This is a genomic window from Exiguobacterium sp. s56 (assembly GCF_018618255.1).
Taxonomy (GTDB): Bacteria; Bacillota; Bacilli; order Exiguobacteriales; family Exiguobacteriaceae; genus Exiguobacterium; species Exiguobacterium chiriqhucha.
Genome location: NZ_JACSLR010000001.1, coordinates 315,053 through 338,987 on the forward strand (window position 1 = coordinate 315,053; position 23,935 = coordinate 338,987).

Genomic DNA, 23,935 nt, shown 5'->3' on the forward strand with positions numbered 1-23,935 from the left:
ACCGATGGAAAAAGACAACACGAAGCGAGGCAGACAGCTATTGGTCGCGCTCGTTCTCGTCCCGGCCATCTTTCTACTCGTTGGAGGGATTGTCGTCATGAACTATGCGATGGACCGTCCGTTGTTATCGGTCCCGTTTCTAGAGACCGGTTCAAAACAAGAGCCGGAAGAAAAAGTGAAGACGAACGTGAACGTGACCGGTGTGGATACTGATGCCGCGAATCGCTTGAAAGTGGCGAATGCCGAGATTGAGAAGCTTCGGGCCGATAACGCCGAGTTGACGAACGAAGTGAAGGCTAGACAAGAAGAAGTCTCGAAGTTGATTCAGGAACGTGACCGACTCGTCGCGGAATTGGCGACGGCCAGTGCGGTCGAAGAAGAAACCTCGGACGTGTCTCGTGTCTATGAGGAGATGTCAGCGAAACAAGCCGCTGCCATCATGAACGAACTCGAGAGTCCGCAAGTGGCGAACCTATTGAAGGAATTGTCGCCGAAGCAACAAGCCGACATATTGGGACGGATGGATGCCCAACAGGCCGCCGTCGTCACCCAGTTGCTCCAGTGACTGGAAAGGAGGACATGATGATGAATATCGCCTTACTGGCCCAATCGATGCAAGGGGCACCACAAAAAGGCGGGGACGCGAGTGCGACCCCGACCGGACAGTTTTTAGAATTGCTCTCGGCCATGCTCGGAACGACGCCGACCTCGTCGCCTGAAGCTATGGCTGTTCCGGAAGACGAAGCATCACTCCCGCTCGAGAACGTATCGAATCGGTTAGAGCAGTGGCTGCAACAGCCGGATAGCCTGCAATGGTTGAAGTCGTTGCCGGCCGATGCGTATCGCAAGTTCATGGATGCCTATATCGGAATTTTGAATCAAGTCGCCCCGGAGCCTGCAACGGCCAAGGCCCCGGACGCAATCCCTGCACTGATCACAAGCCAAGCGGCAGCGCCGACGCTCTCGTTTACGCTCACGAAGAAAGAGACGGACACACTCGTCCAAACGGTGCCGGTCGATCAAGTAGAGGAGAACGTGCGCATCATCCAGCAAGTCGTTGCGCAGTTTAAAGGGACGCTCGGACAGACCCCAAAACCTTTACCCGGTATGACACAAACTGAAACGCAACCCGCACAGATGCAACAGCCGATCAAAGAAACCGACTGGATGCCGAAAAGCATGACGTGGTCGAAACCGAATATCGATTCTGAGATGGTGATGTACGCCTCGAAAGGCTCATTACCTGAAAACATGCAGGCCCGCATCGAAGCGGCCTTGCACCGGGCACCGTTCAAGAGCGGGGCCGATGGGTCGAAAGTGTTCACGGTCCGTCTTTATCCGGAACAGTTAGGGGAACTCGTCGTCAAACTCGAACGGCAGAACGGAGAACTCGTCGTCAAGCTGTTTGCGAGTAACCAAGAGGCGAAGCAGTTATTGCAATCACAACTAGGACAGTTGCAACAGACGCTCCAGCCCGCGAACCCGAACGTCCGCGTCGAGGTCAACTTGACCCAACAAGCGCTAGAGACGAAAAACTCGAGCTTCAATGAGTTCGACCAACCTGAACCGGAACACCATGAACAACCGAAAGGAGACCCTGACGATGACGACAATCCAGCCGAAGACGAATGACTATACGCTACCGGATCAATCGATGCCGAAAGCGACGAACCAATACGATCAAAGCATGTTCTTGAAACTGTTGCTCGCCCAACTCGCCAACCAAGACCCGATGTCACCGATGGAAGACCGTGAGTTCATCTCTCAGATGGCTCAGTTCTCTTCACTCGAACAGATGCAGACGATTTCGAAACAACTCGATTCCGCGCTCGTCGATCGACAAATGGCCTCGATTTCGGAGTTCAGCAATATGATCGGGCAAACGGTCGCTTATACAAACGAAACGGAAACCGAGACGATTAAAGGCTCGGGACGTGTTCTCTCGATTTCGAAGACCGAAGCCGGCTATGTGGCCGACCTTGAAGACGGAACGTCCGTCAACGTGTACAACATCACTTCCATCAAACAAGCATAGGAGGATTCATCATGTTAAGAGCAATGTACTCAGGAATCAGTGGTTTAAAGAACTTCCAATCGAAGCTTGACGTCGTCGGGAACAACATCGCCAACGTCAACACGTTCGGCTATAAAAAGGGCCGGGTCACGTTCAAAGACCTCGTCAGCCAACAAGTCGGTAGTGCGACGGCGGCGAACGGTGTCAGCGGTGGGGTCAATCCGAAAGAAGTCGGTCTCGGGGGCACGATGGCGACCGTCGATAACGTCTATAACCAAGGCGCCATGCAAAACTCAGGGAGAGCGCTTGATGTCGGGATCTCAGGAGAAGGATTCTTCGCCTTGGACGTGAACGGCCAGACACAATACACGCGGGCAGGTAACTTCTATACAGATAACACAGGAGACCTCGTCAACGGAGACGGTGCGTATGTCCTCAGCATGACAGGAGACCGAATCAACATCCCTGCCGGTGCGAAGTCGCTCTCAATCGGGAAAGACGGACAAGTCAGCTACGTCGATAACGCCGGAGCTTCGACAGTCGTCGGCCAAATCCAAGTCGTCACGTTCGCCAACAACGCCGGATTGTCAAAAGTCGGCGCGAACAACTTCATTCAATCGCAAAACTCAGGTGAGCCGAACATTGGTATCCCTGGACAAGATGGGCGTGGCGAACTCGTCTCGGGTGCGCTCGAGATGTCGAACGTCGACTTGTCGGAAGAGTTCACAGAAATGATTGTCGCGCAGCGTGGTTTCCAAGCGAACACACGAATCATCACAACATCGGACGAGATTCTCCAAGAACTCGTCAACTTGAAACGCTGATGATTCGCGTCACGACGCTCCGGGGTGAAGAACTTGTGCTGAACGCCTTGTTCATCGAGACGGTCAAAGCCGAGCCCGATACGATCATTCACTTGTATAACGGAAAGACGTATATCGTCCGCGAGACGAAACAACAAATCATCGACCGGACGACGGCGTTCTATGCCTCGGTCGGTCTGGTTGGAACGATAGGCATACGAGGTGAAGAAGATGAGTGAAGAAAAACAAAAAGGCGGCGCCATGAAGATGGTGCTCATCCTGCTAGTCGTCCTGCTCGTCATGGGCGGGGCCGGATTTATGACTTATAAATACTTGTTCGGTGACAACGTGACGGCGAAGACGAAACCTGTCACCGCCGAAGAATTGGCCGAACGCAGCTTCACGACGGACGATATGACGACGAACATCCAAGATGAGCGTTTCATCAACGTCCAGTTCACAATCGTGACGGATGCTGCGGAGACGAAAGAAGATCTCGAACTTCGAAAGTTCCAAGTGCATAACGTCATCCTCGGCGATTTGGCCGGCATGACGAAAGCGAAGCTCACGACGAAAGAAGACATGCAGAAGTTTGAGCAGTCGCTCCGCAAACAACTAAACGGACTGTTGGAGTCAGGTGAGGTCCAACGAGTCTACATGACGAAGAAAATCATACAGTGAGGTGGCATCATGGGAGAAGTCTTATCTCAACAAGAAATTGATGCCTTGCTATCGGCGTTAAGCAGTGGCGACGTCGAAGCCGACTCCTTTTTGGCCCAGGAAGAAGAGCGGAAAGTCCGGCAGTATGACTTTAAACGGGCGGTCCGCTTCTCGAAAGACCAAATCCGAAGCTTGACCCGGATTCATGAGCATTTCACACGGATGCTGACCACGTTCTTCTCGGCCCAGCTCCGGACATACGTCCAGTTCACGGTCAACTCGGTCGAGCAGCTTCCTTATGACGAATTCATTCATTCCATTCCGAGCATGACGATGATCAACTTGATTGAAGCGCCGCCGCTCAACGGCCGTTTCATCATCGAAGTGAATCCGAACATTTCGTACGCGATGCTCGATCGCCTACTCGGCGGTCCCGGGGTCGAGATTGAAAAAGTCGAGAGCTTCACGGAAATCGAGATGCGCATCTTGACGCAATTATATAAACGAGCGTTTGCAGGATACGGAGACGCCTGGGAATCGATTGCCGAGATCAAGTCAGAGATGACAGCGGTCGAGGTCAATCCCCAGTTCCTCCAACTCGTCTCGCCAAACGAGACGGTCGTCCTCGTCTCGATCGGTGTCACCATTGGCGAAGTGAGCGGGACAATCAACGTCTGCTTACCGTTCGTGACGATTGAGCCGGTGTTATCGAAACTATCGAGTCATTACTGGATGCAAGAGGCCAATCGCCGTAATGCGAGCGGGAACAGCAAAGAACCGCTCAAAGCCCAGTTGATGAACTCGTCGGTCGAGGTCGTGTCCCTGCTCGGGGAGACGACGATCACGTTCGGTGACTTGTTGCATTTAGAGGTCGGGGACTGTTTGACCCTCGATCAATTGGTGAAAGACCCGTTATCGATCATGGTAGGGGAAAATAAAGTGTTCAGAGGGCAAGTCGGTGTGAGCGGGAAGCGGATGGCGGTCCAAGTGCTCCACCGGGTGAAGGAGGAAGAGCAATGAGTGAGATGTTGTCACAAGATGAAATAGACGCGTTATTGCGCGGGACGAGCGAGTCGTCAAAACCGGAGGCGAATCCTGAAGAACATCTTGATTCGATGGAAAGCGACGCCTTAGGGGAAATCGGGAATATTTCGTTCGGTAACTCGGCGACGGCGCTATCGACGTTACTGCAACAAAAAGTAGAAATCACGACTCCAATCGTCAGTGAGGTCACAATCGATGCGCTCCGTGAGCGTTATCCGACGCCGCACGTGGCACTTCGAGTCGGCTATACGGAAGGCTTGAAAGGCGAGAACGTGCTCGTATTGACACGTGAAGACGCCGCCATCATCTCAGACTTGATGCTCGGTGGAACTGGGATTGGCGTCGATCCGGAAGGACTCGATGAAATTCGACTCTCGGCCGTGCAAGAAGCGATGAACCAAATGATGGGTGCGGCAGCGACATCATTGTCGACCGTATTCTCGAAAAAGATTGATATTTCACCACCGCTCGTCGAAGTGTTCGATGCGACGAAGAACCAGACGATTATCGACCGCCTCGAGCTTTGGGAGACGATGGTCTTAATCGAGTTCAACTTGAAGGTCGGTACGTTAATCGATTCGAAAATCGTTCAAATCGCCCCGGTCCAGTTCGGGAAACAACTTGTCAACGAACTGATGGCCGCCACATCGCCAGCCCCTGTCGCACCAGCTCCGGCAGCTGCCCCGGCCGCGCCGAAGCAGGAAGCGCCGAAGGCACCGGCTCCCGCCGCCCAACAACCGGTTCGTCCGGCAGCGAAGTCGGTACCGGAAGTCGCGGTCAGCCAGGCCGAGTTCATGCCGCTCCACGCACCGGCGACGAACGACTCGATTCCAGCGAATCTGGGATTGTTGTATGACGTGCCGCTCAACGTGACGGTCGAACTCGGACGGACGAAACGTTCGGTCCGAGAAGTGCTTGAGCTGTCACAAGGTTCGATTATCGAACTCGACAAGTTGGCCGGTGAGCCGGTCGATATTTATGTGAACCAACAACGGATCGCCCGCGGCGAAGTCGTCGTCATCGAAGAGAACTTCGGCGTCCGTGTAACAGAAATTATCCAACCGCACGAGCGGATTGGCATCGTTTAAGGAGGAAGAACAATGAGTGCAAAAATTTTAGTGGTAGATGATGCGGCGTTCATGCGCATGATGATTAAGGATATCTTGACAAAGAATGGATTTGAAGTCGTCGGAGAAGCGGAGAACGGTGTCGATGCAGTCGCGAAATATCGTGAGCTCATGCCCGATCTCGTCACGCTCGACATCACGATGCCAGAAATGGACGGCTTGGCAGCCTTGAAGGAAATCCGCGGGTTCGATTCGAACGCGAAAGTAATCATGTGTTCGGCGATGGGACAACAAGCGATGGTCATCGATGCGATTCAAGCAGGAGCAAAAGACTTTATCGTCAAACCGTTCAACGCTGAACGCGTCGTCGAGGCAGTCTCAAAAACGGTCGCACAATGAACAAGTGGTGGTTGATTATCCTTCTCGTGGCTGGGTTATTCGTCCCGGCCACGGTCGAGGCCGCCACCGTCGACCAACAGTTCGAACAGCAACAACCAGACACGAAAGAGGAACCGGTCACATCGGCCGTCTCATCGGTCGGCACGGCCATCAAGCTCATCTTGAGCCTGGTCGTCGTCATCGGTGGGTTCCTCGTCCTCGTGCGATGGTTGAACGCACGGACACAAGGCGTGAAGTCGGCTCAGCATTTGACCCATCTCGGTGGTGTCCCGCTCGGCAAAGACCGTTCGGTGCAACTCGTCAAGCTCGGTGAACAAGTGTACGTGCTCGGTGTCGGCGACTCAATTCAATTGCTTGACCGGATTGATGCCGAAGCGATGGACGAGGCGGCGCTCGATGCCCCGACCTTGAACCAGTCGAACTCGTCGGCTTTCCTCGACACGTTTAAACAACAGTTGGCCCAGATTGAAGAAGTGAGGAAGAAACGATGACGACGATTGAACAATTAATCAACTTGGAGACGCCAGACAGTACATCGACCTCGATCAAATTGTTGGTCGTGCTCACCTTGCTCACGCTCGCGCCATCGTTTTTAATCTTGATGACTTGTTTCACACGGGTCGTCGTCGTGCTTTCGTTCATCCGCCCGGCACTCGGGACGCAGCAGACGCCACCGAACCAGCTGATTATCGGGCTCGCCCTGTTCATCACGTTGTTCGTCATGTCGCCTGTACTATCGGAGTTGAATGATCAGGCGTTGTCGCCATATATGGACGACGAAATCAGCCAAGACGAGGCGTTCGAAGAGGCGGGGAATACGATGAAGCGGTTCATGGCCCAATATACGCGCCAAGAGGATTTGCAATTATTTATTAAATATGGGAACTATGAGCAACCTGAGTCGGTCGAAGATGTCCCGCTGCTCGCGATGGTCCCGGCCTATGCGATTAGCGAGTTAAAAACGGCGTTCCAAATCGGATTCATGATCTTCTTGCCATTTTTGATTATCGATATGGTCGTGGCGAGTGTCCTCATGTCAATGGGGATGATGATGCTTCCGCCGGTCATGATCGCATTGCCGTTCAAATTGTTACTGTTTGTGTTGGTGGATGGATGGCACTTGATTGTGGAGTCCTTGCTTAGAAGTATGTAGGAGGAACGAATATGACGCAGGAAATGATCATTTATTTGGCGACGGAGAGTGTGTGGACGTTATTGAAAATCTCGATGCCGCTCTTATTGATCTCGCTCGTCGTCGGTCTCGTCATTTCGATTTTACAGGCGACGACACAAATTCAAGAGCAGACGCTATCGTTCGTCCCAAAGATTGTCTCGGTCTTTATCGGACTCGTCGTCTTTGGGCCTTGGATGCTGCAACAGATTGAAGGGTTCACCCGTTTGATTTTTGAACTGATGGTCGAGGTCGCCTCGAAATGAACGCGGTCGATTTCATCAGTCTCTATGGATTGACGTTTGCCCGTCTTTCCGGCTTTTTCGTGAGCGTCCCGTTATTTTCATCCCGGCAACTGCCGGTCATGCATCGCGTCGCGTTCAGTGCCTTTTTAGCGTACTATGCGATGTTCACGGTGACAGAGCCGCTCGATCTCGGTCAAGCCTATATTTTACAGGTGTTGTACGAGGTGTTGATCGGGTTAGTGCTCGGTATTTTGATTAACATTTTATTCTTTGCGCCTCAGATTGCGGGTGGCGTCATCGATTTACAGCTCGGACTCGCGATGGCATCGGCCTATGACCCGATGTTCGGAGGCCAGTCGCCGCTGATCGGTCGATTCTATTATATTTTTACGTTGTTTATCATGCTGTCGAGCAACTTACATCTGTTGCTGATTGATGGCATCTATTATAGCTTTCAAATTTATCCGCCGGGTCAGCCGATCATCGACTTTAGCGAAGCGTCACTCATGATGGCCGTCAAGGTCGTCACGATGACGATGATGGTCGCCTTGCAGCTTGCCTTTCCGCTCATGGCGTCGCTCTTGCTCGTCGACATGGCGCTCGGGTTCTTGGCGAAATCGGCGCCGCAGTTCAATATTTTTGCAATCGGATTTTCATTCAAGCTGATTGCGGGATTTTCGGTCATGGTCGTCATGATGGGCTTGACCTTGAACGGCATCAGCCAATTCATCCCGATTCTACAAGAAGTGTTACGTGATTTTATGACTGTGCTAGGAGACGCCTCATGAAGCCTCTATATACCTTATCGGTCGATCTTCAATTTTTTGCAGGAGAAAAAACCGAAAAAGCAACACCACGCAAACGAGAGGATTCGCGCAAGAAAGGCCAAGTGGCCAAGTCAGCCGATTTGACCGGTGCCTTCGCCTTGTTCGCGATGTTTCTCATGTTATCGTTCTTAGGACCGTATCTCGGCAAACAGTTGTTCAGTGTGACGAAAGAGTTGCTCGGTCCGAACTACTTGCTGTTCGATCTGTCCAACGGATTGTCCGGCATGCTCACCGACTTGTTGCTTCGGGTCGGACTGATTGTAGGCCCGTTCTTCGCGGTCGCCGTCGTGTTCGGGATTTTAATCAACTACCTTCAAATCGGGACGTTGTTCTCGGCGGAAGCGATTCAACCGAAACTCGAACGAATCGATCCGATTAAAGGGGTCAAACGGATTATCAGTATGAAAGCGGTCGTCGAATTTTTAAAGTCCTTATTCAAATTATTGATTATCCTGACGACTGCCGTCGCCGTGCTTTGGCAGAATCAAAAAGAGCTGTCCCGCATGGCGGTCGAACATATCCGTGAATCGGTCATCGCGCTCGCCCATATCACGATCGAACTCGGACTATGGGTGAGCGTGGCCTTGCTCGCACTCGCGTTGCTCGACTTCTTCTATCAACGATTCGACTTTGAGAAATCGATTCGTATGTCGAAGCAAGATATTAAAGACGAGTATAAGAACAGTGAGGGTGATCCGCTCATCAAATCGAAAATCAAACAACAACAGCGGGAGATGGCGATGCGCCGCATGATGCAAGAAATTCCGAACGCGGATGTCGTCATCACCAACCCGACCCATTATGCCGTCGTCATCCGGTACGACGACACGAAAGACTTCGCGCCGCTCGTCGTCGCCAAAGGGGTCGATCGCGTCGCCTTCAATATCCGTGACGTGGCCAAAGAACATGACATCCCGATTGTCGAAAACAAACCGTTGGCCCGTGCGCTGTACGCCCAAATGGATATCGGGGAAGTCGTTGACGAGTCGTTTTATCAGGCGATCGCCGAAGTGCTCGCATTCGTCTATCAATTGAAACAACCGTCTTGAGGAGGAGTATGTATTGGCTGTAAAAGCTAAAGATTTTGCGGTATTGATCGGCGTTCTGTTAATCGTCGTCATGCTCGTCATCCCGTTACCGGGGTTCATGTTAGATTTCTTAATCATTGTCAATATACTGGTTGCGTTGCTGATTTTACTCGTCGCGATGAATGCACGTGAAGCACTCGACTTCTCGGTCTTTCCTTCGCTCTTGCTGATCGTGACGTTGTTCCGGCTCGGATTGAACGTGTCGACGACACGTTCGATTTTATCGACCGGATACGGTGGAGAAGTCATCGAGACATTCGGTAACTTCGTCGTCGGCGGGAACGTGCTCGTCGGGTTCGTCGTCTTCCTCATCCTCGTCATCATCCAATTCGTCGTCATCACGAAAGGGGCCGAACGTGTATCCGAAGTGTCGGCGCGTTTCACCCTCGATGCGATGCCAGGGAAACAGATGGCCATCGATGCCGATTTGAATTCGGGCTTGATTGATGACAAAGACGCGCAAATCCGTCGGAAAAAGATTCAAAGTGAAGCCGACTTCTATGGGTCGATGGATGGGGCCTCGAAGTTCGTCAAAGGGGACGCCATCGCTGGGATTATCATCGTCGCCATCAACTTGATTTTCGGAATCATCATCGGTACCGTCCAAATGGGTCTTCCGGTCGGTGAGGCGTTCCAGACGTTCTCGCTCATGACGATCGGGGACGGGCTCGTCGGTCAAATCCCGGCGCTCCTCATCTCGACGGCAACCGGGATTATCGTCACGCGTGCCGTCTCGGACGGGAATCTAGGCGAGGACGTCGTCGATCAGCTCGGTCAAAACCCGACGCTGCTCTATATCGCCGGCTCCATCGTCATCATGCTCGGCTTTATTTCGCCGAGTCTGCTCCCCGTGACGCTCATCATTGCCGGCGCCACGTTCTATGGCGCCTATACGATGCGTCGCAATTTGAAACGGGTCATCGATACGCCGTTACCGGAAGAAGAACCGTCGGCACCGACCGAGACTGTCGTTTCGCTTTTACAGATTGATGCTATCGAGTTCGAGTTCGGTTACGGACTCATTCCGCTCGCCGATGAATCGCAAGGCGGCGACTTGCTCGACCGGGTCGTTATGATCCGTCGTCAGCTCGCGCTCGAACTCGGGTTCATCTTGCCGACGGTACGGATTCGTGATCATCTGCAACTGTCACCGAACGCATATCGCATCAAAGTGAAAGGCAACGTCGTCGCTGAAGGCGAACTCTTGCTCGATCATTACTTGGCGATGAGTCCTGGGATTGAAGATCCAGAAGTATATGGGATTGAAACGACGGAGCCGGCGTTCGGTCTCCCGGCGCTATGGATTGATGAAGAGACGCGCACCCGCGCCGAAATGAGCGGGTATACCGTCGTCGATCCGCCGTCCGTCGTGGCGACACATTTGACGGAGACGCTCAAGAAACACGCTACCGACCTGCTCGGCCGTGAAGAGACGAAACAGCTCGTCGAGCATTTGAAAGAGACACATCCGGTGCTCGTCGAAGACGTGACACCATCCGTCTTGTCGATTGGAGACATTCAAAAAGTGCTCCGTCATCTGTTGAAAGAACACGTCTCGATTCGCAATTTACCGCTCTTGTTCGAGACGATGGCCGACTATGGAAAAGTGACGAAAGACGCGGATATCCTCGGCGAATACTGCCGGCAAGGTCTGTCACGTCAATTGACGGATCAAGTCAGTCCGCCCGACGGACCACTCTACGTGGTCACCCTAGGCGGTCAGACCGAACAGCTGATTCAAGACGCCGTTCAAAAGACGGAGTTCGGCAACTATTTGGCGCTCGACCCGGAACAAGCGCGCGAGATTATCGAACGCTCGGGCGAGCAGCTGTCGATGTTCGAACGCTACGGGGCATCGGCCGTCATTCTTTGTTCGCCGACGATCCGCCTGTTCGTGAGACAATTGCTCGAACGGTATTATCCGGATGTGCCGGTCCTCGCCTACAACGAACTGCTCAGCTCGATTGAAGTGAAAAGTATTGGGGTGATTTAAGTGCAAATCAAAAAATATACAGGCAAGACGATGGCGGAAGCGATGGCGAAAGTCAAACAAGAGTTTGGCGACGACGCCGTCATCTTGAATTCGCGCCAAGTGAAGAAAGGATGGCTCGGCTTGTTCGCCTCACAACACGTCGAGGTCATCGCCGCGCTCGAGAAGGCGCCGCTCGCCGTCAAACCACGTACGGTTGCGAAGCCGGTCGCGGCAACGAAACCTGAGGCGACGCAAAAACGTCAACCGCAACCACGTAACGTCGCGTATGCTGCGCCTGAAATCTCGGGAGCGAGACGTTTGCCGGCACCATTGGCACACGTCGAAGCGCTGCTCGCGTCCGAATCGTTTCAAGGTGAAGCGTGGGACGAAGCGATTCAGGAACTGTATTACACGACAAAATCGGTCGACGCCGTCGAACGTTACGTCCGCGATCAAATCCAAAATTCTTTCTTGCCTGTACCGGAACCGAAACGGTACATGATGCTCGTCGGTCCGACCGGTGTCGGCAAGACGACGACGCTCGCGAAACTAGCCGCCCACTATAAGCTCGAGCATGGACTCTCGGTCGGCCTCATCACGACGGATACGTATCGAATCGCTGCCATCGAGCAGTTGAAGACGTACGCCGAGATTCTAGACATCCCGGTCGAGGTCGCCTACGATTTTGATGATTTCAAACGGGCGAAGCAGCTGTTCGCTCGAAAAGACATCATTTTGATTGATACGGCTGGCCGCAACTTCCGCGACGAGGCGTATGTTGAGCAGTTCGAGCGGCATCATGACTTTTCGGAGACGAGTCTCTCGCTCGTCCTCAGCTTGACGTCAAAGATGCGGGACATGGAAATGATATATCGCCAGTTCGAGCCGTTGCCGCTCGGGTCGCTGATCTTCACGAAAGCGGACGAGACGAGCGACATCCATGCGATGTATCGGATGGTTCGCGAAAGTGGGCTGCCGGTCGCTTGGCTGACGGATGGACAAGAAGTGCCGGACGACCTCGTCAACGGGGACCCTTCCCGGCTGACGGATCGGTTGCTTGAGAAAGAAGGGTGGACCCAATGGACCAAGCAAGACGTCTAAGGGCGAAAACAGAGACCCCACCGACGACGATCGCTTTCGCGAGCGGGAAAGGCGGGGTCGGCAAGACGAACGTCTGTGTCAATACGGCCATCGGCCTCGTCGAGCTTGGGAAGCGCGTGTTAATCGTCGATCTCGACATCGGGATGGCGAACGTGCATATCTTGTTGAACGCCTCGAGATCACGGACGATGATGGATTCGGTCAAAGCCCGAATTCCGCTGGCCGCCTCGGTTCAGAAAGGTGTGCATGGTGTCGATATATTACATGGGGGGAGTGGACTTGATGAACTAGTCCAATTCTCACATGCCGATATGCAATTTTTTATGCGTGAACTCGAAGTGCTCACTGAATACGATTATGTCCTGTTCGACATGGGGGCCGGGGCGACCGACACATCACTTCAATTCATTGAAGGATGCGATGAGATGTTTCTCATCTTGACGCCTGAACCGACCTCGCTCATGGATGGGTACGCCTATACGAAGCTGGTGCATCGACAAAGCCCAGACTTACCGCTCGGCATCATCGTCAATCGGGCCCAATCGGGTGAGGAAGCGCTGCAATGTTTTGAACGAATGGAAGTTGCGTGTGAGCAGTTTTTAAAGAAATCGATTCGATTCCTCGGGTATTTACCAGATGACGCCACGGTCAGACGAGCGGTCATCGCCCAAGTCCCGTTTTACCATTTGGACCGAAAAAGTGATATCAGTTGGCGGTTAGAGCGGATTTTAACGACATTGACCGGGACACCGCCGAAACCGCGTCATTTTATGGATCGCTTGATGGGGAACTTGAAACGTCAGTGGAACCGAGTCTAACGACAGGGAGGCATTATAGATGGACGTGAACGAATACTTAGGATTGTTTTTAGATGAGTCGCAAGAACATATTCAATCGGTGAACACCCAACTGTTAAAACTTGAACAGACGGGCAGCCAAGAAGCGATTCAAGAGATTTTCCGCTCCGCGCATACGCTCAAAGGAATGTCGGCGACGATGGGTTATGAGAGTGTGGCCAACTTGACACATGAGATGGAGAGCGCGCTCGACTTGGTTCGGGCCGGTAAGAAAGAGAGCAACCAGCTGTTGCTTGATACGATGTTCTCAGCGATGGAACAAATCGAAGAGATGATCGCCAATATCGAGACCGGCGGCCGAGGCGCGAACGTCGATGTCGCTGCGACGGTGTCTGCGTTCCAGTCGTTCATCGGCAGCTCGCCAAAGGCGGCTCCGACGGTCGAAGCCAACGTCTTCACGGCCGACCTTTATACGGATTCGGTCATCACCCAAGCGAAGGAGACGGGCTTCGAGGCGTTCCAATTGCACGTGAAACTATCCGATGCCGTCGTTTTGAAAGCGGCGCGTGCCTATATGGTATTCGATCGCCTGCAAGAACTCGGCGAGGTCGTCCGGACGTTACCGGAAACCGAGGCCATCGAACAAGAGCAGTTCGACCTCTCGTTTGACGTCTTGTTCGTGTCACAAGAGACGGCAGATGTGATTGAACACGCCGTGTCCCAAGTGTCAGAAGTCGAGCACGTCCTCGTGACGGTGTATACGAGTGCATCGAGTGAACCGGAAGTCGCCGTCAGTGCCGAGACCGTCGCCGTCGCTGAAGCGAAACCGAAAGTCGAGGCGGACGAGCCGAAAGAACAGGCTGTCGCCCAGGCGAAGACGATTCGCGTCAACTTGGAACGGATTGATCGTTTAATGAACTTATTCGAAGAGTTCATTATCGACCGTGGTCGTCTCGAGCGGCTCGCCGACGAAGTCGGACAGCCTGAATTGAACGAGACGGTCGAGAAAATCAAACGCGGGACGAACGAACTCCAATCACTCGTGCTAACGCTCCGGATGATGCCGATCGAGCAAGTGTTCAACCGCTTCCCACGCATGGTACGTTCGGTCGCGAAAGACATCCATAAAAAAGTCCAGCTTGAAATCACAGGCGCGGAGACGGAACTCGATCGGACGGTCATCGATGAGATTGGCGACCCGCTCGTTCACTTGATTCGCAATGCCATCGATCACGGCATCGAACTACCAGAAGTCCGTGTCGCGGCCGGGAAACCGGAGCAAGGGAGTCTTGCGCTCCGGGCTTACCATGGCGGCAACCGTGTCTTCATTGAAATCGAGGACGACGGGGCAGGGATCCATGTCGATAAAGTCCGGTCGAAAGCGCTCGAGCGCGGCGTCATCACGCCGGAAGAAGCGACAGCGATGACCGATAACGAAGTCGCTATGCTCATCTTCGCCCCAGGCTTCTCGACGGCAGATGTCGTCACCGATTTGTCTGGTCGCGGTGTCGGTCTTGACGTCGTGAAAAACAAAATTGAATCACTCGGTGGGGTCGTCACGCTCGAGACGGTCGTCGGACAAGGGACGAAATTCCAAGTCAGCCTTCCGCTCACGCTGTCCATCATCTCGGCGATGCTCGTTCAAGCCGGTGAGGAGACATACGCTATCCCGTTGTCATCGATTCTTGAGACGACACTTCTTGACGAGGCCGACATTTTGACGGCCCATCGCGAACGTGTCTTCGATTTCCGAGGTCAGCTCGTCCCGCTCGTCTATTTAAAAGAAATGTTTGCGATTGAGACGGAAACGAAGACGCAATTCCCGGTCGTCGTCGTCCGTAAAGGAAATAAACTCGTCGGCGTGGTCGTCAACGATTTGATTGGCCAACAAGAGATTGTCATGAAGCCGCTCGGTACGTATCTCGAGGGCATTCCGGCCATCTCTGGTGCGACGATACTCGGAGACGGGCGTGTCGCCTTGATTGTCGACAGCAACGATCTGTTCTAAGGAGGAAGAAGGATGGAACAAAAATGGGTAGTCTTTTCACTGGGAACGAACACATACGGGATCGATGTCCAGTCGGTCCGCTCGATTGAACGGGTACAACCGGTCACACGCGTCCCGAACGCACCGGCTCACGTCAAAGGCGTCATCAATCTGCGCGGTGTCGTCACGCCTGTCATCGACCTTCGCCTCCGCCTCGGGTATGAGGCGATTGAACCGACCGACGAGACTCGGATTTTAATCGCCTCGCTCAATCAAGGCGATGCCGGTTTTATCGTCGATCGCGCCAACGAGGTCGTGGAAAGCGAGGACGTTCGTCTCGAGCCGATTCCTGAATCGAGTCGAGACATGTTGTCGGCTCATTTGACGGCGATTGCGAAAGGGGAGGACAAACTGTTCTCGCTTCTCGACGCCAACGCGTTGTTCGAGGAACAACATGCTGAGTGAGTTCGAGCAAGATTTATTGAAAGAACTTGGCAATATCGGATCAGGCCACGCAGCGACGGCATTGTCGACGCTCTTGGCCAAGCCGGTCAACATTACCGTCTCCTCGGCCGAGATGGAACCGATCACGTATTTGCCGGAACGGGTCGGCGGTCCTGAGCGTCATGTGGCATCCGTGCTATTAGAGCTCGGAGGCGACATCAGCGGCATGATCCTCATCTTATTTCCGGTCGACGACGCCGAGATGATGGTCTCATCACTCATCGGGAGCGGGTTCACGTTCCAAGCGGCCGATGAACTCGGTCAGTCGGCATGGGAAGAGATTGGGAATATCATGAGCGGGGCATATGCCCGGGCGCTCGGCGATTGGTTGAATACACCAATCCCGATTCACGTCCCGGCGACAGCGGTCGACATGGCCGGTTCGATCGTCGAATTCGTCGTCACATCGGTCCAGCCCGAAGAAGATGCGGCGCTCTATATCGATACGACGTTCCGCATCGACGGAAAAGTAAGTGCCGGACATGTGTTGTTTCTACCGACGCATGGCTCGCTCGAACGGATTAAGCAGCGGTTGATGGGCCATGGCTGAAGTACTCAAAATTGGGATTGCGGAATGGAAGCAGACGACGGCGCCGAACAAGTTGCGGACGGCCGGACTCGGTTCGTGTGTCGGGGTCATCCTGTACGACGTCCGGCTCCAAGTCGCGGCGATGGCTCACGTCATGTTGCCGGATTCGGCGATTGCCCGCAAACATCAAACGATTGAAGTAGGGAAATATGCGGATACGGCCATCGATGCTCTCGTCGCTTCATTGAAACGGGCCGGGGCCGGTCGGTTGCAAGCAAAGATGGCCGGCGGCGCCCAAATGTTTCAATTCAAATATGAGAATGAGGCGATGCGCATCGGTGAACGAAATGCCGAGGCCGTCCGCAATGCGTTGAAAGCGCACCGGATCCCGCTCATCGCCGAGGACTGTGGCGGAAATAATGGGCGGACGATTGAATTTGATGTGGCGACTTGCGTCCTCTCGATTCGAACGGTCAGCGTAGGAACAAAGGAAATTTAGGGGGGATCGACATGACGACTCAACTTACCGAGTTGTGGGATCGTTGGAATACTGACCGCGATATGGATACGGCGAATGAACTATTGACGCACTATGAGTTCCTGATCCATTATCACGTGCAACGAATGATCGTGACGCTCCCGAAGAGCGTCGAACGCGACGAATTGAAAAGTTTGGGTTACATGGGATTGTACGATGCCCTCATGAAATATGATCCAGAACACAACAACAAGTTTGACACGTACGCGGCGTTTCGGATTCGGGGCGCCATCATCGACGGATTACGGAAAATCGATTGGTTGCCGCGATCGGTGCGTGAACGGGTGAAGAAGATTGACCACGTCGCCGAACAGCTCGAACAGAAGTTGCATCGGGCCCCGACGAAAGAAGAACTGGCGCACGCGTGCGAGCTGCCGGTCTCAGAAATCGAGAAAGCGATGGCGGAAGGGTACTTTGCGAACATGTTGTCCATCGATGAGGCGGTGACGCATCAAGAGGAAGGCAAGGTCATGTCCGTCACGTATTTTGACCCCGACTCCGAAAAACCGGAAGACACGCTCCTGCAGCGCGAGTTGCTCGATGTGTTGACGAACGAGATTGAGCATTTATCTGAGAAAGAACGGCTCGTCGTGTCGTTATTCTATTTCGACGAGTTGACGTTGACGGAGATTGGTGAAGTGTTAGAACTATCGACGTCCCGCATCTCACAAATTCATTCCAAGGCGCTGAAGACGTTGAAGCTTGCGCTCGGACGTTCCTATTTAGAAGAAAAGACATCGTGAAGGAGGGATGGAGATGACCGTCGTCTATATCGGAATCGCCTGTATCGTCGCGTACGGACTGTTGATTTTGTTTCGTCAGGTCCAGGCGCTGACGGCTCGTGTCACGCGGCTCGAACAGGAGAAGCGTGAGACCGAGGCCCTCCTGTTGTCGTTCATGGAATCGATGAACGATGTCGTGAAACACCCTGCGCCATCGAGCGAGGAATCGGCTGTGGAACCTGCACTTGAGGATTCGCCGATGGAGGCACCGTCGTCCCGTGAGCGCCAACAGGCACCGCACGTCGAGGACGTTTTACTGAACCATTCGGTCCGAGAGACGGCCCGACTGCTCGGAAAAGGTGAGGGAGAAGTCGCCCTTTATGCCAAACTTCGCAAAAAGTGAGAGTTGCCGGATTGGCTGACATATGCTATAGTAATTTTCGGTGTTAAACACATCACACACGTCTCGGGATGGTATTCCTCGGTGCCGAAAGGTCGGAATACAACGATGAACGAGGCGGAGGACTTTTTTAAACCACAAGGAGGAAATTTATCATGGCAGTAATCTCAATGAAGCAATTGCTCGAAGCTGGTGTACACTTCGGTCACCAGACACGCCGTTGGAACCCAAAAATGGCGAAATACATCTTCACGGAGCGTAACGGAATCTACATCATCGACCTTCAAAAAACGGTCAAAAAAGTAGACGAAGCTTACAACTTCGTTCGTGAACTCGCGGCAGAAGGCGGAAACGTCCTCTTCGTAGGTACGAAAAAACAAGCTCAAGACACGATCAAAGAAGAAGCACTCCGTTCAGGTATGTACTTCATCAACGAGCGTTGGTTGGGTGGAACACTCACAAACTTCTCAACAATCAAAAAGCGTATCAACCGCTTGAAGCAGCTTGAGAAAATGGAAGCTGACGGTACGTTCGAAGTACTTCCTAAGAAAGAAGTCATCATCTTGAAAAAAGAAATGACACGTCTTGAGAAGTTCCTCGGCGGAATCAAGGACATGCCAGGTGTTCCTGATGCCCTCTTCATCGTTGACCCACGTAAAGAGCGTATTGCGATTGCAGAAGCTCACAAATTGAACATCCCAATCGTTGCGATTGTCGACACAAACTGTGACCCAGACGAAATCGACTACGTCATCCCAGCGAACGACGATGCGATTCGTGCGGTTAAATTGCTCACTTCTAAGATGGCAGACGCGATCATCGAAGCGAAGCAAGGCGAAGAAGAAGTAGCTGAAGAAGCAGTAGCTCCAGAAGCTGAAGCGACAGAAGCTGAGTAATCGGTCAGACAACAGGTGATAAAGGGAAAGCCTTTTATCACCTTTTTTTAGGACACGTATATAAAGCCTTAGTGCTTTTTCTTAAAAATTCGTAAGTTTTACAAGGAGGAATTTCCGATGGCAGTTACAGCAGCAATGGTAAAAGAACTTCGTGAAAAAACAGGCGCAGGTATGCTCGATTGCAAAAAAGCACTCACTGAAACAAATGGTGACATGCAAGCGGCAATCGACTTCCTTCGTGAAAAAGGGATCGCTAAAGCAGCAGCTAAAGGTGACCGCATCGCAGCAGAAGGTTTGACGGCAGTAGCGGTTGACGGCAACAAAGCTGCGCTCGTCGAAGTTAACTCAGAAACAGATTTCGTTGCGAAAAACGAGAAGTTCCAAACACTCGTTTCTGACGTGGCGAATGCAGTTCTCACTTCAGGCGCGACTTCAGTAGAAGCGGCACTTGCTTCTGAATTCGTAGCAGGTAAAACACTTGAGACGCACATCCAAGAAGAAGCTTCGACAATCGGAGAGAAAATCTCACTCCGTCGTATCGCTGTTCTTCAAAAAGCTGACGATGCAGTCTTCGGCACGTACCTTCACATGGGTGGACGCATCGGTTCGGTCGTCATCATCGACGGTACAACGGACGAGACAGTTGCGAAAGACGTAGCTATGCACGTCGCAGCAGCACGCCCACTTTACGCGACACGCGACGAAGTATCGGCTGAAGAAGCAGATCGTGAGAAGAAAGTCTTGACTGAGCAAGCCCTCAACGAAGGCAAGCCTGCCAACATCGTCGAGAAGATGATCGCGGGACGTATGAACAAGTACTTCGAGGAAATCTGCCTCGTCGACCAAACATTCGTTAAAGACGCTGACTTCAAAGTTGGGAAATACGTAGAGTCTAAAGGCGGCCGTGTCAACTCATTCGTACGTTTCGAAGTTGGAGAAGGTATGGAAAAACGCGAAGAAAACTTTGCTGAAGAAGTAATGAACCAACTTAAAAAATAATCTGCATCACGCGTGATGCAATCAAAATTGGGAACACGTCTGTATAACCTTGAGTTAGTTCGTTAAGGGAGCGTGTTCCCTTTTTTCAAGCAAGAGGAGGCAAAGTATGGAACCGAAATATAAGCGAATTGTGTTAAAATTGAGTGGAGAAGCGCTCGCAGGAGATCAAGGGTACGGGATTGACCCGGCCATCGTCAACTCGATCTCTGGACAAATCAAAGAGTTGGTCGCCTTGGGCGTCGAAGTAGCCGTCGTCGTCGGAGCCGGAAACATCTGGCGCGGGAAGACGGGCAGCGAACTCGGCATGGACCGGGCGAATGCCGATTATATGGGCATGCTTGCCACGGTATTGAACTCGCTCGCACTTCAAGATAGCCTTGAATCGAACGGTGTCCAGACGCGCGTCCAAACCTCAATCGAAATGCGCCAAGTGGCTGAACCGTACATCCGTCGTCGGGCGATGCGTCACCTTGAAAAAGGTCGAGTCGTCATCTTCGCGGCAGGGACGGGGAACCCGTACTTCTCAACAGATACGACAGCGGCACTCCGCGCAGCGGAAATTGAAGCTGACGTCATCCTGATGGGTAAAAACAACGTCGATGGTGTCTATTCGGCGGATCCGAAACTCGTTCCGGATGCGGTCAAATACGACACGCTCACGTACTTGGACGTCTTAAAAGACGGACTCCAAGTGATGGATTCGACAGCCACATCACTATGTATGGACAACCATATCCCACTGATTGTATTCTCATTGCTTGAAGAAGGAAACATCAAACGTGTCGTACTCGGGGAACATATCGGGACGGTAGTAGGAGGAATCAATTCATGAGTGTTAATGACGTATTGAAAACTGCTGAAGAAAAGATGGAGAAAGCCCATTCTGCCTTGAAACGTGATTTCGGGACACTTCGTACGGGACGCGCGAGCGCGTCAATCTTGGACCCGGTCCAAGTCGACTACTACGGCGTACCGACTCCGCTCAACCAAGTGGCGAACATCAACACTCCGGAAGCGCGTCTACTCTTGATTCAACCATGGGACAAATCGATGGTGTCAGATGTCGAGAAAGCGATTCAAAAAGCAGACCTCGGCCTCTCGCCGTCTTCTGATGGGACGGTCATTCGTCTCGCGATCCCAGCTTTGACAGAAGAGCGCCGCAAAGAGCTCGTGAAAGTGACGAAAAAATATGCGGAAGAAGCGAAAGTAGCTGTCCGTAACGTTCGTCGTGACGCGAATGAAAACTTGAAGAAGCTTGAAAAAGATGGGGACTTGACTGAGGACGACCTTCGCGGTTACGCGGATGACGTTCAATCGTTAACGGATTCGTACATCAAAAAGATTGATGAATCTGCAGCGACGAAAGAAAAAGAAATCATGGAAGTGTAATCACGGAAGTGGTATACCAAAAAGCTGTGTGGGGACCCTTTTACTGAGAGGGTCCCTCTTTCATACAATCAGGAGGATAGAGTATGTTTAAATGGGTGAATCCTAAAACAAAAACCGAGGCGGAACTGAGCATTCCCGAACACGTCGCCATCATCATGGACGGCAACGGCCGTTGGGCGAAGAAGCGTGGGCTCCCTCGCATCATGGGTCACCGGGAAGGGATGAAGTCGGTCCGGGAAGCGGTGCGCACCGCCCAAGAACTCGGCATCCGTTCATTGACGCTGTATGCGTTCTCGACGGAGAACTGGACGCGTCCTGAAGAAGAAGTCAACTTCTTGATGAAATTGCCGAAGCAATTTTTAGAGACGGATTTAAAAGAATTGGATGAACAGAACGTTCGCGTGCTCGTCGCAGGCGATGTGACAAAACTGCCACGCGGGACGCGAGAAGCGGTCGATGAGGCACGGACACGGACGGCGACGAATACGGGGCTCGATCTCGTCTTTGCGCTCAACTATGGCGGACGTGATGAACTCGTTCAAGCGATGAAACAAATCGCGAGTGATGTGGCGCACGGTACGATCCAACCGGACGAGATCGATGACGTCATGATTGGTGAGCGTCTCATGACGAACATGCAAGACGTTGATTTGATTATCCGCACGAGTGGGGAACAGCGCCTCTCGAACTTCTTGCTCTGGCAAGGGGCTTACGCTGAACTACATTTCACGGACGTGTTGTGGCCTGAGTTCAAACGGGATCACTTCGTCGAGGCGATTGAAGCGTACAATGCGCGGACTCGCCGGTTTGGCGGGGTGTGACATGAAAACACGAATCATTACCGGTCTCTGGGCCGGCGCCATATTTGTCACGTTGATTGCCTTAGGCGGTAGCCCGTTCGTCATCTTGATGGGCGTGCTCGCCTTAATCGGATTGAGCGAGTTCACGTTGATGCGCAATCATAAATTGATGGCGTTCCCGTTTCTCGTGACGTCACTTCTCGTGGCGTTCCCGTTCATCTTGATGTTGCTCGAGCGTCGGCTCGTCCTCGAGGAACTGCCGATGTCGACGACGCAATGGATGGTGCTCGGTTTAATGCTCCTCTTGTTCTGGACGGTCGTCACGAAAAACCGGTTCACGTACGAAGATGCGAGCTTTTATTTCGTCTCTGCCGTCTATCTCGTCATCGGGTTCTCGAGTTTCGCACTCGTCCGCTTGTCAGAAGACGGGCTCGTCAAAGTGTTGCTCGTCTTGTTCATGATTTGGGCGACCGATTCTGGAGCCTATTTCACAGGGAAAGCAATCGGAAAGACGAAACTATGGCCGTCTATCAGCCCGAATAAGACAATTGAAGGTGCGATCGGCGGCATCGTGTCGGCGATCGTCCTCGGCATCGTCTACGTACTCATCGAGCCGGTGTTACCGATTCTCGAAGTATTGGTGCTCGCGGTCGTCGTATCAGTCGTCGGTCAACTCGGTGATTTGGTACAATCAGCATACAAGCGTCAATATAATGTGAAAGATTCCGGTCATCTGTTACCGGGACACGGTGGGATTTTAGACCGGTTTGATAGTATGATCGTGGTATTCACCGTCATTTGGGTATTTAATTTGTTATAAAAGAGGAGTGTCAAGATGAAGCGAATCAGCTTAATCGGGGCGACTGGATCGATTGGCGTACAAACATGCGACGTCATCGAACAGCACCCCGACTTGTTTGAACTTGAGGCATATGCGTTCGGAACGAACGTAGACGTGGCGGAAGAATGGATCAATCGCCTACGGCCAAAATACGTATCCGCTAAAAATATCGAGGTACTCGAACAGCTCAAGTCACGCCTTACATATGAACCACTCTTTTTCATCGGACTGGAAGGGTTGATTGCATGTGCGACCGCTGAACGGGCCGATGTCGTCGTGACGGCAGTCGTCGGGGCCGTCGGGCTTGAACCGACCCTTGCCGCCATCGAAGCGGGGAAAGACATCGCGCTTGCGAACAAAGAGACGCTCGTCACGGCAGGGCATCTCGTCACCGCAGCCGTCAAAAAGCATGGCGTCAGCCTGCTCCCGGTCGACAGTGAACATTCGGCCATCTATCAATGCTTGAACGGCGAACGTCGCGACGACGTCTCGAAAATCATCTTGACGGCCTCAGGCGGAAGTTTCCGTGACAAGTCGCGAGAAGAGCTTGAAGGGGTTACGGTCGCAGAGGCGCTCGCGCATCCGAATTGGTCGATGGGTGCCAAAATCACAATCGATTCGGCGACGATGTTCAATAAAGGACTCGAAGTCATCGAAGCGCACTGGTTGTTCGATATCGATTATAATGATATTGAAGTAGTGCTCCATCGCGAGTCGATCATCCACTCGATGGTCGAATTCAAAGATGCCGCTGTCATGGCGCAGCTCGGCAACCCCGATATGCGAGGCCCGATTCTCTATGCGCTATCAGCCCCGAAACGTCTTGAAATCGAAGGGAACAAGCGGTTAAACTTGAGAGAAATCGGGACGCTACACTTCGCGGAAGCCGATTTAACACGTTATCCGGCGTTACGCCTCGCTTATGAGGCCGGGCGTGCCGGCGGTTCGATGCCGACCGTGCTCAATGCGGCCAACGAGGCGGCCGTCGAGCTGTTCTTGAACGGGGAGATTGCATTCCTCGATATCGAACGCATCGTCGAGCAAGCGATGGAGACACATACGGTAATTGCAGAACCGACGCTCGAGGAGATTCTTCAAATCGACCGAGCGGTTCGAGAACAAATTCAGCAAGGAAAGTGAAG

At 52.7% G+C, this 23,935-nt stretch carries 30 protein-coding genes; all 30 read left to right on the forward strand.

Annotation, left to right across the window (positions count from 1 at the left end; genetic code table 11):
- The first annotated feature begins 4 nt into the window (after nt 1–4).
- On the forward strand, nt 5–565 hold the full coding sequence (locus KNP71_RS01635; protein ID WP_021067123.1) for a MotE family protein: 561 nt from the start codon (nt 5–7) through the stop codon (nt 563–565).
- Nucleotides 566–585: 20 nt separating this feature from the next.
- Nucleotides 586–1,632, forward strand: coding sequence for a flagellar hook-length control protein FliK (locus KNP71_RS01640; RefSeq protein ID WP_241764592.1), 1,047 nt, complete (start codon nt 586–588; stop codon nt 1,630–1,632).
- Nucleotides 1,604–2,035 carry a flagellar hook capping FlgD N-terminal domain-containing protein gene (locus KNP71_RS01645; RefSeq protein WP_021067125.1) on the forward strand — a complete coding sequence of 144 codons (432 nt, stop codon included), beginning with the start codon at nt 1,604–1,606 and terminating at the stop codon, nt 2,033–2,035. The genes KNP71_RS01640 and KNP71_RS01645 overlap by 29 nt, the downstream gene beginning before the upstream one ends.
- Before the next feature lie 11 nt (nt 2,036–2,046).
- The gene (gene flgG, locus KNP71_RS01650) at nt 2,047–2,838 is read left to right on the forward strand and encodes a flagellar basal body rod protein FlgG (RefSeq protein ID WP_021067126.1); all 792 of its coding nucleotides are present in this window, start codon (nt 2,047–2,049) and stop codon (nt 2,836–2,838) included.
- Complete coding sequence (locus KNP71_RS01655) at nt 2,838–3,056, forward strand: flagellar FlbD family protein (RefSeq protein WP_021067127.1); 219 nt, start codon at nt 2,838–2,840, stop codon at nt 3,054–3,056. Before flgG ends, KNP71_RS01655 begins: the two co-directional genes overlap by 1 nt.
- On the forward strand, nt 3,049–3,498 hold the full coding sequence (locus KNP71_RS01660; RefSeq protein ID WP_021067128.1) for a flagellar basal body-associated FliL family protein: 450 nt from the start codon (nt 3,049–3,051) through the stop codon (nt 3,496–3,498). Before KNP71_RS01655 ends, KNP71_RS01660 begins: the two co-directional genes overlap by 8 nt.
- A gap of 9 nt (nt 3,499–3,507) precedes the next feature.
- Nucleotides 3,508–4,497: a flagellar motor switch protein FliM gene (gene fliM / locus KNP71_RS01665; protein ID WP_021067129.1), complete on the forward strand. Its 990-nt coding sequence runs from the start codon at nt 3,508–3,510 to the stop codon at nt 4,495–4,497.
- Nucleotides 4,494–5,609: a flagellar motor switch phosphatase FliY gene (fliY, locus tag KNP71_RS01670; RefSeq protein WP_029595697.1), complete on the forward strand. Its 1,116-nt coding sequence runs from the start codon at nt 4,494–4,496 to the stop codon at nt 5,607–5,609. Before fliM ends, fliY begins: the two co-directional genes overlap by 4 nt.
- A 12-nt stretch (nt 5,610–5,621) precedes the next feature.
- On the forward strand, nt 5,622–5,987 hold the full coding sequence (locus KNP71_RS01675) for a response regulator (RefSeq protein ID WP_021067131.1): 366 nt from the start codon (nt 5,622–5,624) through the stop codon (nt 5,985–5,987).
- Nucleotides 5,984–6,478, forward strand: coding sequence for a flagellar biosynthetic protein FliO (locus KNP71_RS01680; RefSeq protein ID WP_021067132.1), 495 nt, complete (start codon nt 5,984–5,986; stop codon nt 6,476–6,478). Before KNP71_RS01675 ends, KNP71_RS01680 begins: the two co-directional genes overlap by 4 nt.
- Complete coding sequence (gene fliP, locus KNP71_RS01685; RefSeq protein ID WP_021067133.1) at nt 6,475–7,140, forward strand: flagellar type III secretion system pore protein FliP; 666 nt, start codon at nt 6,475–6,477, stop codon at nt 7,138–7,140. Before KNP71_RS01680 ends, fliP begins: the two co-directional genes overlap by 4 nt.
- 11 nt (nt 7,141–7,151) lie before the next feature.
- The gene (fliQ, locus tag KNP71_RS01690; protein WP_029595696.1) at nt 7,152–7,424 is read left to right on the forward strand and encodes a flagellar biosynthesis protein FliQ; all 273 of its coding nucleotides are present in this window, start codon (nt 7,152–7,154) and stop codon (nt 7,422–7,424) included.
- A complete protein-coding gene (gene fliR, locus KNP71_RS01695) occupies nt 7,421–8,191 on the forward strand; it encodes a flagellar biosynthetic protein FliR (protein WP_021067135.1) in 771 nt (256 codons plus the stop codon). The genes fliQ and fliR overlap by 4 nt, the downstream gene beginning before the upstream one ends.
- Nucleotides 8,188–9,279, forward strand: a complete 1,092-nt coding sequence (flhB, locus tag KNP71_RS01700) for a flagellar biosynthesis protein FlhB (RefSeq protein WP_029595695.1) — start codon at nt 8,188–8,190, stop codon at nt 9,277–9,279. The genes fliR and flhB overlap by 4 nt, the downstream gene beginning before the upstream one ends.
- 13 nt (nt 9,280–9,292) lie before the next feature.
- Complete coding sequence (gene flhA, locus KNP71_RS01705) at nt 9,293–11,311, forward strand: flagellar biosynthesis protein FlhA (protein WP_214755800.1); 2,019 nt, start codon at nt 9,293–9,295, stop codon at nt 11,309–11,311.
- Complete coding sequence (locus KNP71_RS01710) at nt 11,312–12,391, forward strand: flagellar biosynthesis protein FlhF (RefSeq protein ID WP_021067138.1); 1,080 nt, start codon at nt 11,312–11,314, stop codon at nt 12,389–12,391.
- The gene (locus KNP71_RS01715) at nt 12,370–13,209 is read left to right on the forward strand and encodes a MinD/ParA family protein (protein ID WP_214755801.1); all 840 of its coding nucleotides are present in this window, start codon (nt 12,370–12,372) and stop codon (nt 13,207–13,209) included. The genes KNP71_RS01710 and KNP71_RS01715 overlap by 22 nt, the downstream gene beginning before the upstream one ends.
- A 19-nt stretch (nt 13,210–13,228) precedes the next feature.
- A complete protein-coding gene (locus KNP71_RS01720) occupies nt 13,229–15,196 on the forward strand; it encodes a chemotaxis protein CheA (protein WP_021067140.1) in 1,968 nt (655 codons plus the stop codon).
- A gap of 12 nt (nt 15,197–15,208) precedes the next feature.
- Nucleotides 15,209–15,640 carry a chemotaxis protein CheW gene (locus KNP71_RS01725; protein WP_029595691.1) on the forward strand — a complete coding sequence of 144 codons (432 nt, stop codon included), beginning with the start codon at nt 15,209–15,211 and terminating at the stop codon, nt 15,638–15,640.
- Complete coding sequence (locus KNP71_RS01730; protein ID WP_021067142.1) at nt 15,630–16,229, forward strand: chemotaxis protein CheC; 600 nt, start codon at nt 15,630–15,632, stop codon at nt 16,227–16,229. Before KNP71_RS01725 ends, KNP71_RS01730 begins: the two co-directional genes overlap by 11 nt.
- Nucleotides 16,222–16,707, forward strand: coding sequence for a chemotaxis protein CheD (locus tag KNP71_RS01735; RefSeq protein ID WP_214829869.1), 486 nt, complete (start codon nt 16,222–16,224; stop codon nt 16,705–16,707). The genes KNP71_RS01730 and KNP71_RS01735 overlap by 8 nt, the downstream gene beginning before the upstream one ends.
- Nucleotides 16,708–16,718: 11 nt before the next feature.
- Entirely contained in the window at nt 16,719–17,489 is a 771-nt protein-coding gene (locus tag KNP71_RS01740) for a FliA/WhiG family RNA polymerase sigma factor (RefSeq protein WP_131471153.1), read from the forward strand.
- A gap of 13 nt (nt 17,490–17,502) precedes the next feature.
- A complete protein-coding gene (locus tag KNP71_RS01745; protein ID WP_021067145.1) occupies nt 17,503–17,871 on the forward strand; it encodes a hypothetical protein in 369 nt (122 codons plus the stop codon).
- A gap of 152 nt (nt 17,872–18,023) precedes the next feature.
- Nucleotides 18,024–18,764, forward strand: coding sequence for a 30S ribosomal protein S2 (gene rpsB, locus KNP71_RS01750; RefSeq protein ID WP_021067146.1), 741 nt, complete (start codon nt 18,024–18,026; stop codon nt 18,762–18,764).
- 117 nt (nt 18,765–18,881) lie between these two features.
- The gene (tsf, locus tag KNP71_RS01755; RefSeq protein ID WP_029595690.1) at nt 18,882–19,763 is read left to right on the forward strand and encodes a translation elongation factor Ts; all 882 of its coding nucleotides are present in this window, start codon (nt 18,882–18,884) and stop codon (nt 19,761–19,763) included.
- Between the two features lie 106 nt (nt 19,764–19,869).
- Nucleotides 19,870–20,595: a UMP kinase gene (gene pyrH, locus KNP71_RS01760; RefSeq protein WP_021067148.1), complete on the forward strand. Its 726-nt coding sequence runs from the start codon at nt 19,870–19,872 to the stop codon at nt 20,593–20,595.
- The gene (gene frr / locus KNP71_RS01765) at nt 20,592–21,152 is read left to right on the forward strand and encodes a ribosome recycling factor (protein WP_021067149.1); all 561 of its coding nucleotides are present in this window, start codon (nt 20,592–20,594) and stop codon (nt 21,150–21,152) included. The genes pyrH and frr overlap by 4 nt, the downstream gene beginning before the upstream one ends.
- An 83-nt stretch (nt 21,153–21,235) precedes the next feature.
- The gene (locus KNP71_RS01770; RefSeq protein ID WP_021067150.1) at nt 21,236–21,973 is read left to right on the forward strand and encodes an undecaprenyl pyrophosphate synthase; all 738 of its coding nucleotides are present in this window, start codon (nt 21,236–21,238) and stop codon (nt 21,971–21,973) included.
- Between the two features lies 1 nt (nt 21,974).
- A complete protein-coding gene (locus KNP71_RS01775; RefSeq protein WP_029595689.1) occupies nt 21,975–22,772 on the forward strand; it encodes a phosphatidate cytidylyltransferase in 798 nt (265 codons plus the stop codon).
- A gap of 15 nt (nt 22,773–22,787) precedes the next feature.
- Nucleotides 22,788–23,933, forward strand: a complete 1,146-nt coding sequence (gene dxr / locus KNP71_RS01780; RefSeq protein ID WP_029595688.1) for a 1-deoxy-D-xylulose-5-phosphate reductoisomerase — start codon at nt 22,788–22,790, stop codon at nt 23,931–23,933.
- The last annotated feature ends 2 nt before the right edge of the window (nt 23,934–23,935 follow it).